Origin of the sequence: Streptomyces mutomycini, assembly GCF_001700505.1 — a bacterium.
GTDB classification, from domain to species: Bacteria; Actinomycetota; Actinomycetes; order Streptomycetales; family Streptomycetaceae; genus Streptomyces; species Streptomyces mutomycini.
The window spans coordinates 1-13,985 of sequence record NZ_MAPV01000086.1; the positions used below are offsets into that span (position 1 = coordinate 1).

Here is a 13,985-nt window from a genome sequence, read left to right on the forward strand (position 1 = left end):
GATCGATGTCGCCACGGTGAACGGTCCGCGGTCCACGGTTGTCGCGGGTGAGGCTGCGGCGCTGGATGAGTTGATGGTTGTGTGTGAGCGTGATGGGGTGCGGGCGCGTCGTATTCCGGTGGATTACGGGTCGCATACGGCGCAGGTGGAGCAGTTGCGTGAGGCTCTGTTGGAGTTGGCTGCTCCGGTGGTGTCGCGGGCGGGTGATGTGCCGATGTACTCGACGGTGACGGGTCGGGTTCTTGAGGATGGTGCGGCGGGTGCGGAGTACTGGTTCCGTAATCTGCGGCAGCCGGTGCGGTTCGAGGAGACGGTTCGTGGGCTGATCGCTGACGGTCACACCACGTTTGTCGAGGTGAGTCCGCATCCGGTGCTGACGTCCCCGGTGGAGGAGACCGGTGAGGCGATGGGTGTCGAGGTGTTCGTGGGTGGCACTCTGCGCCGTGATCAGGGTGGCATCCGTCGGTTCCTCACTTCGCTGGGCGAGTTGTGGGCCAACGGCGGCACGCCCGACTGGTCGGCGGTCTTCGCAGGTTCCGGGGCCCGGCGGGTCGTACTGCCGACCTACGCCTTCCAGACCGAGCACTACTGGCTGGACAGCGGGACCGGCACCGTGGGGGTGTCCGGGGGAGGGCTTTCCGCGCTCGGCCACCCTCTGCTGGCGGTCGGCGTCGCTCTCGCGGCCGGGAACGGCCACGTATCCACCGGCCGCATCTCCCTGCACACCCACCCCTGGCTGGCCGACCACGTGGTGATGGGCCGGGCGCTCGTGCCGGGGGCCGCCGTACTGGAGCTGATGCTGCGGGTCGGTGAGAGCGTGGGCACCGAGCTGCTGGACGAACTCGTCCTGCACTCCCCGCTGGTGGTACCCACCGGTGACGCGGCGGTCGACCTCCAGGTCGTCGTCGAAGCCCCCGACGAGCAGGGCCGGCGCGCGGTGCGGCTGCACTCCCGGGCGTACCGCCCCGGGCAGGATGACGACTCCGAGTGGACCTGTCACGCCGAGGGCACGCTGGTCACCGCACCTGTCGAAGAGCCGTCCGTGCAGGACACCGTCTGGCCGCCGGCCGACGCGCAGGCCGTGGACATCGACGGGCTGTACGAGCGCCTGGCAGCCACGGGATACGGCTACGGCCCGGTCTTCCAGGGCATCCGTGCGGTGTGGCGGCGCGGCGAGGAACTGTTCGCCGATGTCGTACTGCCAGAGGGTGCCGAGCGGGATGCCGAGCGGTTCGGGGTGCACCCCGCCCTCGTCGACGCCGCGCTCCAGACACGTCTGGTGACCCTGCTGGAGGGGCAGGGCGACCGGCTGATGCCGTTCTCGTTCGCCGGAACCCGTCTCCACGCGACCGGTGCCACCGCGGTCCGGGCCCGGCTGACGCCAGTGGGCGACGACGCCCTTTCGGTCCAGCTGACCGATCACGCTGGGCTGCCGGTCCTCACCATCGAGGCCCTCACCTCGCGGCCACTGACCGCCGACGCCCTTGCGGGCCAGAGCGTCGACTCGCTGTTCGAGGTCAACTGGACTCCGCTGAAAGCTGGTTCGGAGCACGTCGAAGCCGACGGACCGACCGCGGTCATCGGCGAAGGACTACCGGGCCTCGATCTGCCACGGCATGCGGATCTCGCCGCGCTCGCCGCGAGTGTCCGCGGCGGCGCCGCCGTACCGCACACCGTGCTCCTGCCCTGCCCGCGGACGGTCGCCGACGGCACCGCTGCCGCTACAGCCGACGACGCCTCTGCTGCCCAGGCCGGCGGCGTCCCCGCCCTCACCCGTGAACTGCTGGCCTCCGTGCTGGGCACCGTTCAGGAATGGCTGGCCCTGCCGGAACTGGAGGAGGCCAGGCTCGCCGTGGTGACCCGCGGCGGCTCGGCCGTCGCACCGGGCGAGCGGCCCGAACCCGGGCAGGCCGCGGTGCAGGGCCTGGTGCGCACGGCCCAGTCCGAACACCCCGACCGCTTCCTGCTGGTCGACCTGGACGACGCGCCGTCGTCCGCCGCGGCCCTGCCCGCCGCGGTCGCCGGTGCGGTGGTCACGGGCGAGACCTCCCTCGCCGTACGGTCCGGAGCGGTTTCCGTACCCCGCCTGTGCCGGGTCACCCCCGCCAAGGACGGCACCCTGGCTCTTCCCGAGGCCGAGGTCTGGGGTGTGGATCTCGACACGGGCGGCACCCTGGACGGGCTGCGCCTGGTGGCCGCCCCGAGCGTCACGGTGCCCCTGCAGAAGGGCCAGGTCCGGGTCGCGGTGCGCGCCACTGGGGTCAACTTCCGTGACGTGCTTGTGGCGTTGGGCGTCGTACCGCATACCGAGGCGTTGTTCGGTAGTGAGGGTGCGGGGGTGGTGACCGAGGTGGGCGCCGGTGTCACCGGGCTCGGGGTGGGTGACCGGGTCATGGGTCTGTTGTCCGGCTCGTACGCGGGTCCTTCGGCGGTGGCCGACAGCCGCATGCTGGTGGTGATGCCCGCCGAGTGGTCGTTCGCCCAGGCGGCGTCCGTTCCTGTGACGTTTCTGACCGCCTACTACGCGCTGGTCGATCTCGCCGGGCTGCGTGAGGGTGAGTCGGTGCTGGTGCACGCGGCCGCGGGCGGGGTGGGCATGGCCGCCGTTCAGCTGGCCAGGCACCTCGGTGCCGAGGTGTACGCCACGGCCGGTGAGGCCAAGTGGCCTTCGGTGCGGCACACCGGCATCGCATCCGAGCGGCTTGCCTCCTCGCGCAGCGTGGAGTTCGCCGACCGGTTCCTGGAGCACAGCGAGGGCCGGGGTGTCGATGTCGTTCTCAACAGCCTGGCCCGGGAGTTCGTGGATGCATCGCTGCGGTTGCTGCCGCGCGGCGGCCGGTTTCTGGAGATGGGCAAGACCGACATCCGTGATGCCGATGAAGTGACCGTCGCCTCACCCGGCGTGCGGTACCAGGCCTTCGACCTGGGTGAGGCGGGCGCCGACCGGCTCGGTGAGATGCTCGCGCACCTGGCCGGACTCTTCGCCCGCGGGGAACTGGTGCCGCTGCCCGTCACCGCGTGGGACACCCGCCAGGCAGCGCAGGCCTTCCGGCACATGAGCCAGGCCCGGCACATTGGCAAGGTCGTCCTGACCAACCCGCGCGCGGTTCTGGACGGCACCGTCCTGGTGACCGGTGGCACAGGCGTCATCGGGTCCGCCGTGGCCCGCCACCTGGTCACTGGGCACGGCGTGCGGGATCTGGTGCTCACCAGCCGCCGCGGCCAGGACGCGCCGGGGGCCCGGGAGCTCGCGGCCGAACTGACCGGGCTCGGTGCCGCCGTGCGTGTCGAGGCCTGTGACGCCGCCGACCGCGTGGCCCTCGGCAGGCTCCTGGACGGGCTCGACGGGCTGTGCGGTGTGGTGCATGCCGCCGGAGCCCTGGACGACGGTGTCCTTTCCGCGCTTACCCCCGAGCGTCTGGAGACGGTCCTCCGCCCGAAGCTGGACGCGGCCTGGAACCTGCACGAGCTCACCCGCGGCCGTGACCTCGGGTTGTTCGTGCTCTTCTCCTCGGCCGCGGGCGTCCTCGGCTCTCCGGGGCAGGGCGGCTACGCGGCGGCGAATTCCTTCCTCGACGCGCTCGCGCAAGAGCGCCGTGCCCAGGGGCTGCCCGCGCACTCCCTGGCCTGGGGGCTGTGGGCCGACCGCAGCGCCATGACCGGCGCGCTCAGTACCGCTGACCTCGACCGCATGCGGCGCGTGGGTGTCCGGCCGCTGGCCACCGAGGAGGGTCTCGCCCTCTTCGACGCCGCGGTGCGCCTTCCCTGCCCGCACACCGTCCCGGTCCGCCTCGACACGGCCACGCTGCGCGAACAGCGGCCCCTGGCACCGCTCTTCCGCGCTCTGGTGCGCACCACGGCCATGCGGGCCGCCGTCAACACCTCCGCGGGCAGTGGCGACGGGCTGCGCGGGCGCCTCGCGGCCCTGGCCCCCACCGAGCGTGACCGCGAGCTGACGGAGCTGGTGCGCGCCCAGGCTGCCCTCGTCCTCGGCCACGGCACCGCCGGCGCGGTGGAGGCCGGCCGGGCCTTCCGCGACATGGGCTTCGACTCGCTCACCGCCGTTGAACTGCGCAACAGGATCGGCTCTGCCACCGGTCTGCGCCTGCCCGTGACCGCTGTCTTCGACCACCCCACCCCCGCCGCCCTCGCGGCCGAGGTCGGCATCCGGCTCGGTGTCGACGGCGACAGCGGCCGGGACCGCACAGCCCTCCTTGCCGCACCGGCCGTCGCCTCCGACGACGACCCGATCGTCATCATCGGTATGAGCTGCCGCTTCCCCGGCCACATCGACTCGCCCGAAACACTGTGGCAACTGCTCACCGACGAACGCGACGCCATGGGCGACTACCCCACCGACCGCGGCTGGGACTCCGTCGACCTTCACAACCCCGAGGCCCCCGAGCTGCACTTCGCCAAGGTCGGCGGATTCCTGCACGACATGGCGGACTTCGACCCCGGCTTCTTCGGGATGTCGCCGCGCGAGGCGCAGGCCACCGACCCCCAGCAGAGGCTGCTCCTCGAGGCCACCTGGGAGGCGCTGGAGCGGGCCGGAATCGACCCGGCCACCCTGCGCTCCACCCCGACCGGCGTCTTCACCGGCCTCATCTACAACGACTACGCCGTGCGCTTCCCCGACCTGCTCAGCGGATACGAGGGCTACCTCGGCAACGGCAGCGCCAACAGCGTCGCCTCCGGCCGCATCGCCTACACACTCGGCCTGGAGGGTCCAGCGATCACGGTCGACACGGCGTGCTCGTCCTCGCTGGTCGCCCTGCACCAGGCCGCGCACGCCCTGCGCAACGGCGACTGCACACTCGCGGTCGCCGGCGGCGTCACCGTCATGTCGACGCCGCGCCCGATGGTGGAGTTCAGCCGCATCAGCGGTCTGTCGCCGGACGGCCGCTGCAAAGCCTTCTCCGCCGAGGCCAACGGCATGGGCTTCGCGGAGGGCGTCGGCATGCTCGTCGTGGAGCGGCTCTCGGACGCGCGCCGCAACGGCCACACCGTCCTCGCGGTCCTCCGTGGCTCCGCCCTCAACCAGGACGGCGCATCCAACGGCCTGACCGCGCCGAGCGGCCCCGCACAACAGCGCGTCATCCGCCAGGCGCTCGCCAACGCCGGGCTCACCACCGCCGAGGTCGACGTCGTCGAGGCACACGGCACCGGAACCTCGCTCGGCGACCCGATCGAGGCCCAGGCCGTCCTTGCCACGTACGGCAAGGACCGCCCCGAGGACAAGCCGCTGCTGCTCGGCTCGGTGAAGTCCAACATCGGTCACACCCAGGCCGCGGCAGGTGTCGCGGGCGTCATCAAGATGGTGCTCGCCCTGCGCCACGGTGTGGTGCCGAAGACGCTGCACGTCGACGAGCCGACGCCGCACATCGAGTGGGACTCCGCCGGTGTGCGGCTCGCCGACGCGAGCGTGCCGTGGCCCGAGACGGGCAGGCCGCGGCGCGGTGCCGTCTCCTCGTTCGGCATCAGCGGCACCAATGCCCACGTCATCCTCGAACACGCCCCGGAGCCCGAGGCCGAGGCCGCCGAGGACACCGGCGCCCACCTGCCGTGGGTGATCTCCGCCAAGAGCCCGGAGAGCCTGCGCGAGCAGGCACTGCGCCTGCACGCACACGTCAGCGCCGACCCCGAGGCCGCCCTCGTCGACATCGCACGCTCGCTCCTGACCACCCGGGCGGAATTCGAGCACCGCGCCGTCGTCATCGGCCGCGACCGCGAGGAACTGCTGCGGCGCCTGGCCGCGTTCGGCCACGGCGACGAGACCCCCGGCGTGATCCACGGCACCGCGGCAAGCGACACGAGGACCGCCTTCGTCTTCCCCGGCCAGGGCTCGCAGTGGGCGGGCATGGCAACCGAACTCCTGGACTGCTCGCCGGCGTTCGCCCACCGGTTCGGCGAGTGCGCGGCGGCCCTCGTCCCGCACATCGACTGGGTGCCCGCGGACGTGCTGCGCGAGCGCGAGGACGCTCCGTCGCTGGAGCGCGTGGACGTGATCCAGCCGATGCTGTGGGCTGTCATGGTCTCGCTCGCCGCGGTGTGGCGTGCGCACGGCGTCAAGCCCGCTGCCGTAGCGGGGCACTCCCAGGGTGAGTTGGCGGCCGCCGTGGTCGCCGGCGTGCTCTCACTCCAGGACGCCGCGCGGATCGTCGCGCTGCGCAGCCAGCTGATCGGGCGTGAACTGGCCGGCCAGGGTGGCATGGTGTCCGTGCCGGTCGCCGAGGAGGCGGCGGCGGAGCTGATCGAGCCCTGGGCGGGCCGGATAAGCGTTGCCACGATCAACGGCCCACAGTCCACGGTCGTCGCCGGTGAGGGGGCGGCGCTGGACGAGCTGATGGCCGTGTGCGAGCGCGACGGCGTACGGGCCCGTCGCATTCCGGTGGACTACGGCTCCCACACCCCGCAGGTCGAGCAGCTTCGCGAGGCCCTCCTCGAGCTCGCCGCTCCCGTGTCCCCGCGCCCGGCCCAGGTGCCGATGTACTCGACCGTCACCGCCGAGCCACTCGAGGACGGTGTGGCCGACGCCGAGTACTGGTACCGCAACCTCCGCGAACCCGTCCGCTTCCAGCAGACCGTGCGCGCCCTCGCTGACGCGGGCCACGGCGTCTTCGTCGAGGTCAGCCCGCATCCGGTCCTGACGACCGGCATCGAGGACAGCCTCGCGGACCTCGCGGCCGCCCCCGTGGTCGCCGGCACCCTGCGGCGCGAGGACGGCGGCCGCAGCAGACTGCTGACCGCCCTCGCCGAACTGTTCGTCGCCGGCGCGCCCGTGGACTGGGAGGGCACCTTCGACGGTGGCAGGACCGTGGACCTGCCCACCTACGCATTCCACCGGCAGCGTTACTGGCTGGATGCCCCCGCGCCCGCGCAGGGCAGCGCGGGCTCCGGCGTCGACAGCGCCTTCTGGACGGCGGTCGACGGCGGCGACACCGAATCGCTCGCCGCCGCGCTCGGTGTGGCGGACGACTCCGTGCGCTCCTCGCTCGCCACCGTCCTGCCCGCGCTCTCCGCCTGGCACGGCAAGCAGCGCGAGGAGGCCACCGTGGACGCCTGGCGCTACGGGATCGAATGGGCGCCGGTTCAGGAGACCCAGGCCCGGCTCACGGGCACCTGGCTGCTCGTCGTTCCCGAGGAACGCGCCGACGACCCGGCGGTTCGGGACATGGGCGCGGGCATCGAGCGCCGCGGCGGAACCGTCCGTCAGGTCCTGCTCCCCGCGGAGCGCGCCGAGGACACCGCCACCACGGGCGAACTCCCGTACGTCGAGGAGATTTCCGTACGAGTGCGCGCCGTCCCAGGACACGAGCGGGCGGCCGGAGTCCTCGCGCTGACCGGACGGGACGAGGACTCCCACCCGGCTCACCCCGGCGTACCCCTCGGCTTCTCCCGCACCCTTGGGCTGATCCAGGCACTGGCCGCCACCGCGGTCACCGCCCCCATGTGGTGCGTCACCAGCGGTGCGGTCACCACCGGCAGTGGCGCCGAGCTCACCGGGCCCCGGCAGGCGATGGTGTGGGGACTCGGCCGGGTCGCGGCGCAGGAGTACCCGGACCGCTGGGGCGGCCTGATCGACCTGCCCACCGAGCCGGGGGAGCGGGACATCTACCGGCTCTGCGCCCTGCTGACAGGCGAGACCGGTGAGGACCAGCTCGCGGTGCGTCCCTCCGGCGTCCGCGCGAGGAGGCTGGTGCGTGCCGCCGCGTCCGTGGGACGGGACGGCGCCTGGCGGCCGCCCAGGGGCACCGTCCTCATCACCGGCGGTACCGGCGCGCTCGGCGGCCACCTCGCACGCCGGCTCGCCGAGCGGGGCGCTGAGCACCTGATGCTCCTGAGCAGGAGCGGCCCCGATGCCGAGGGCGCCGACGAGCTGCGGGCCGAACTGACCGCTGCGGGCGCACGGGTGACCGTCCTGTCCTGCGACGCGGCCGACCGCGACGCACTGGCGGCCGCCCTGGCAGGCATCCCGGAGAAGCTGCCGCTGACCGCGGTCTTCCACACCGCCGCCGCCCTGGACGACGGCCCGCTGGAGACGCTGACCCTCCCTCGCGTAGCCGCCTCGCTCCGCTCGAAGGCGGGTGCCGCGTGGAACCTCCACGAGCTGACCGCGGACGCGGACCTGTCGGCGTTCGTGCTCTTCTCCTCCACGGCGGGCACCTTCGGCGCCGCAGGCCAGGGCAACTACGCGCCCGGCAACGCCTACCTGGACGCGCTGGCCTGGTACCGCAGGGCCCAGGGCCAGGTGGCGACCTCCATCGGCTGGGGCGCCTGGGCCCAGGGCGGCATGGCGGAGAAGGACGTCGTCGCTGACCTGCGCCGCAGGCACGGCGTGCCGCTCATGTCCCCGCAGCGCGCCACCCTCGCCATGGAGCGAGCCCTGGCGGGCGACGACACCTTCGTGGTCCTCGCCGATATCGAGTGGGACAAGTTCCAGCTCGCCTACACCGCCGCGCGGCCCAGTCCTCTGCTGTACGGCCTCGCGGAGGTCCAGCGCCCCCAGGAGACGCTTGCGGAGGGGGCGGGTACCGGTGGCACGAAGGGACCCCATCTTGCCGAGCGTCTGTTCGGCCTGGCTCGGAAGGAGCAGGACCGGGTGCTGCGTGAGGCGGTCCGCACCCACGCCGCGGCCGTCCTCGGCCACGACGGGGCCGAATCGGTGCCGCTCACCCGCCCGTTCGCGGAGCTCGGCCTGGACTCGGTCACCGCGGTGGAGCTGCGTAACCGCCTCGGTGGCGAGGTCGGCCACAAGCTGCCGGTCGGGCTCATTTTCGACCATCCGACGGTCGCTGACCTTGTTGCCTATCTGCGCGACCTGTTGTTCGGCGATGAGACGTACACCAGCCCGATGCTGGCCGAACTGGACCGCCTGGATGTCGAGCTGGCCACCCTGCGCGACGACGACCCGGTCAGGGGCGACGTGGTGGAGCGGCTGGAGAAACTGCTGCGCCGTGTCAGCCCGGACTCGGTGGCCACCTCGGGCGGCAGGGCCGAGCAGAGCTGGGACCTCCGGACAGCCTCCCACGACGAAGTGTTCGCAATGATCGATGACGAGCTGGGAGAGCCGTGATCCGGACCGGCCGGGCGCTCTGCGCGCCGCCCTTTTGACTCCACCCGGAACGCGATTGCCGACCCTTTCAGTGCTGCCAAGAAATGGACCTGCCGCCCATGCCGAATGAAGACAAGCTCTTCGAGTACCTCAAGCGCGTGACTGCCGAGCTCAAGGAGACCAAGTCACGGCTCAAGGCCATGGAGTCGGCCGGCAGCGAGCCGGTGGCGATCGTCGGGATGAGCTGCCGGTTCCCCGGCGGGGTCGCCTCTCCCGAGGACCTGTGGCGGTTGCTTTCCGAGGGCGGCGACGCCATCACCGGATTCCCCACCGACCGCGGCTGGGACGCGGGAACCCTGGTGGATGTGACCGGCGAGCGTCCCGGCAGCTCGTACGTGGCCGAGGGTGGGTTCCTGCACGACGCGGGGGAGTTCGACGCGGGCTTCTTCGGGATCTCCCCGCGCGAGGCCCTGGCCATGGACCCGCAGCAGCGGCTGCTCCTGGAGACCTCCTGGGAGCTGTTCGAGCGCTCCGGCATGAACCCCGCCGCGCTGCGTGGCAGCGACACCGGTGTCTTCGTAGGCTCCAGCTTCCACGGGTACGGCGACCCGGCCACCGCCCCCGAAGAGGCGCAGGGCTATCTGCTCACCGGCCGCGCCGACAGCGTCATCTCCGGCCGGATCTCCTACACCCTGGGCCTCGAAGGCCCGGCACTCACTGTCGACACGGCCTGCTCGTCGTCGCTGGTGGCGCTGCACCTGGCGATCAATGCGCTGCAGCTCGGCGAGTGCTCACTGGCGCTTACGGGCGGCGTGATGGTCATGTCGACGCCCGAAGTCTTCGTAGGGCTCAGCCGGCAGCAGGGTCTGGCGCGGGACGGCCGCTGCAAGGCGTTCGCCGCCTCTGCCGATGGTATGAGCGCGTCGGAGGGTGTGGGCCTGCTGTTGGTGGAGCGGCTCTCGGACGCGCGCCGCAACGGCCACCAGGTGCTGGCCGTGATCCGCGGCTCGGCGGTCAACCAGGACGGCGCGTCCAACGGTCTGACCGCGCCCAACGGCCCCGCGCAGCAGCGTGTGATCCGTCAGGCTCTGGAGAGCGCCGGGCTTGTTGCCGCGCAGGTGGACGTGGTCGAGGCGCATGGCACGGGTACCACGCTGGGCGACCCCATCGAGGCGGATGCGCTGCTGGCGACGTACGGCCAGGAACGGGACGGGGAACGGCCTCTGCTGCTCGGCTCGTTGAAGTCCAACATCGGTCACACGCAGGCTGCCGCGGGTGTGGCGAGTGTGATCAAGATGGTCGAGTCGATGCGGCACGGTGTGGTGCCCAGGACGCTGCACGTGGATGAGCCGACGCCGCATGTGGACTGGACCTCGGGTGCCGTGGAGCTGGTGACCGAGGAGCGTCCCTGGCCCGAGACGGGTCGCGCACGCCGTGCGGGCGTGTCGTCGTTCGGAGTGAGCGGGACGAACGCGCACGTCATCATCGAGCAGGCTCCGCCCGAGGAGACCCCCGGAAAGGAGGCCGAGTCCGGTCCGGCCGGCCTCGTCTCCGGCGATGGTGTCGTGCCGTGGGTGCTCTCGGCCCGGTCGGAGGCCGGGCTGCGCGGGCAGGCGGAGCGGTTGCACGAGTTCGTGGCCTCCTCCGAGGTCTCGGTTGCCGACGTGGGCTGGTCGCTGGCATCTTCGCGTGCGGGACTCGGGCACCGGGCCGTGCTGCTCGGCGCGGACCAGGAGGAGCTGCTCACCGCCCTGCAGGCCCTGGAAGAAGGTGAGCCGGTGGCTGGTGTGGTCACGGGTGTGGCGTCGGTAGGCGCTTCGGATGTGGTGTTCGTGTTCCCGGGTCAGGGTTCGCAGTGGGTGGGTATGGCGGTGGGGTTGTTGGATTCGTCTGGGGTGTTCGCGGAGCGGTTTGGTGAGTGTGCGGCGGCTCTTGCGCCGTTTGTGGAGTGGGTTCCGGTTGATGTGTTGCGGGGGTGTGAGGGTGCGCCGTCGTTGGATCGGGTGGATGTGGTTCAGCCGATGTTGTGGGCGGTGATGGTGTCCTTGGCGGAGGTGTGGCGTGTGTCGGGTGTCAGGCCGGCTGCTGTGGTGGGGCATTCGCAGGGTGAGTTGGCGGCTGCGGTGGTGGCGGGTGTGTTGTCGGTCGAGGATGGTGCGCGGATTGTCGCGTTGCGTAGTGGGTTGATCGGGCGGGAGCTGGCGGGCCAGGGTGGCATGGTGTCCGTGGCGGTGGGTGAGGGTGCGGCGGTGGAGCTGATCGGGCCGTGGGTGGGCCGGATTGATGTCGCCACGGTGAATGGTCCGCGGTCCACGGTGGTTGCGGGTGAGGCTGCGGCGCTGGATGAGTTGATGGTCGTGTGTGAGCGTGATGGGGTGCGGGCGCGTCGTATTCCGGTGGATTACGGGTCGCATACGGTGCAGGTGGAGCAGTTGCGTGAGGCTCTGTTGGAGTTGGCTGCTCCGGTGGTGTCGCGTGCGGGTGATGTGCCGATGTACTCGACGGTGACGGGTCGGGTTCTTGAGGTTGGTGCGGCGGGTGCGGAGTACTGGTTCCGTAATCTGCGGCAGCCGGTGCGGTTCGAGGAGACGGTTCGTGGGCTGATCGCTGACGGTCACACCATGTTTGTGGAGGTGAGTCCGCATCCGGTGCTGACGTCTCCGGTGGAGGAGACCGGTGAGGCGATGGGTGTCGAGGTGTTCGTGGGTGGCACTCTGCGTCGTGATCAGGGTGGCATCCGTCGGTTCCTCACTTCGCTGGGCGAGTTGTGGGTGCGCGGCGGCATGCCCGACTGGTCGGCGGTCTTCGCCCCGGTCGCCGGAGGCACTGATCCGGTCGATCTGCCCACCTACGCCTTCCAGCGTGACCGCTACTGGCTCGCGCCCTCGGCCGCCGGTGCGCCCGTCCAGGTGGAGCTGCCTTCCGCGCCGGTAGCCGAACCGGTCGACGGTTTCCGCCAGAAGGTGCTCGACGCGCCCACCGACAGCCGGCGCCTGCGCGTCGTGCTGGACGAGGTGTGCACCCAGGCAGCGGCAGTACTCGGCTGGGCCTCGGCGCATGAGGTCGAGGTGGGTCGGGCGTTCCGCGAGGCAGGATTCGACTCGCTGACCGCCGTGGACCTGCGCAACCGACTGGGCATCGCGACCGGGCAGCCCCTCGCGCAGACGGCCGTGTTCGACTACCCGACGCCGCTGCGGCTCGCAGAGCACCTGCGCGACCGCATACTCGGCGCGGACAGTTCGGACGGCGACGACGCGGAAGCCGCCGCCCTGCGCTCTCGTACGACATCCGGCTCTTCCGGTGACGAGCCCATCGCCATCGTGGCCACCAGTTGCCGCTTCCCCGGCGGCATACGCTCCCCGGAAGACCTGTGGCAGCTGCTGCTCGACGGGCAGGACGTCATCTCCGGGCTGCCGGAAGACCGTGGATGGGACCTCGACGCGCTGTACGACCCGGACTCCTCGCGGGCGGGCACCAGCTACGTCGACCAGGGCGGATTCCTGCACGACGCCGGGCAGTTCGACGCGGGCTTCTTCGGGATCTCGCCGCGAGAGGCCGTCGCCATGGACCCGCAGCAGCGGCTCCTCCTGGAGACCTCCTGGGAGGTCATGGAACGCGCGGGCCTCGACCCGGAGACGCTGCGCGGCAGCAGGACCGGTGTCTTCGTCGGCGCCGTCCCGCACGGCTACGGCACGGACGCCACCAACGCCCAGCAATCCGGCGGCTATCTGTTCACCGGCGCCGCGGGCAGTGTGGCTTCGGGGCGCATCTCCTACAGCTTCGGCCTGACCGGTCCCGCCATGACGGTGGACACGGCGTGCTCCTCTTCGCTGGTGGCGCTGCACCTGGCGATTCAGGCGCTGCGACAGGGCGAGTGCTCGATGGCGCTCGCCGGCGGAGTGACGGTGATGTCGACCCCGGGTATCTTCACCGAATTCAGCCAACAGCGAGGACTCGCCCCCGACGGCCTGTGCAAACCCTTCGCCGCGGCGGCGGACGGCACAGCCTGGGGCGAGGGTGTCGGGGTGCTGCTCCTGGAGCCGCTGTCCCAGGCACGGCGCAACGGTCACCAGGTGCTGGCCGTGATCCGCGGCTCGGCGGTCAACCAGGACGGCGCGTCCAACGGCCTGACTGCGCCGAACGGGCCGTCGCAGCAGCGAGTCATCCGTCAGGCGCTGGCCAACGCACAGCTCGAAGCATCGGACGTCGACGTCGTCGAGGCGCACGGCACCGGCACGACCTTGGGCGACCCCATCGAGGCGCAGGCGCTGCTGGCGACGTACGGCCAGGACAGGCCCGAGGGCCGGCCGCTGCTGCTGGGCTCGCTGAAGTCGAACCTCGGCCATACCTCCGCCGTCGCAGGCATCGCGGGCGTGATCAAGATGGTGGAAGCGATGCGGCACGGTGTGGTGCCGAGGACCGTGCACGTGGATGAGCCGACGCCGAAGGTGGATTGGTCGTCGGGTGCGGTGACGTTGGTGACCGAGGGGTGTGCGTGGCCTGAGACGGGTCGTGTTCGGCGTGCGGGTGTGTCGTCGTTCGGTGTGAGTGGGACGAATGCGCACATCATCGTCGAGCAGGCCCCGGCCGAGGAGAGCCGGGAAGACGAGGTCGGGTCCGGTCCGGGGCATGTTGTCGCCGGCGGTGGTGTGGTGCCGTGGGTGCTGTCGGCCCGGTCGGAGGCCGGGCTGCGCGGGCAGGCGGAGCGGTTGCACGAGTTCGTGACTTCCTCCGAGGTCTCGGTTGCCGACGTGGGCTGGTCGCTGGCATCTTCGCGTGCGGGTTTTGAGCACCGGGCGGTGGTGTTGGGCTCGGATCGTGAGGAGTTGTCGGCCGCGTTGGGGGCGGTTGCGGCGGGTGAGCCGGTGGCTGGTGTGGTCACGGGTGTGGCGTCGGTAGGCGCTTCGGACGTGGTGTTCGTGTTCCCGGG

At 71.5% G+C, this 13,985-nt stretch carries 2 protein-coding genes; both read left to right on the plus strand.

Annotated features, from left to right (window positions below; genetic code table 11):
- Positions 1 to 16: 16 nt before the first annotated feature.
- Complete coding sequence (locus tag BFF76_RS13490) at positions 17 to 9,076, plus strand: type I polyketide synthase (RefSeq protein WP_208604847.1); 9,060 nt, start codon at positions 17 to 19, stop codon at positions 9,074 to 9,076.
- 137 nt (positions 9,077 to 9,213) lie between these two features.
- A partial coding sequence (locus BFF76_RS13495; protein WP_420877211.1) for a beta-ketoacyl synthase N-terminal-like domain-containing protein occupies positions 9,214 to 13,985 on the plus strand: 4,772 nt, incomplete at its 3' end.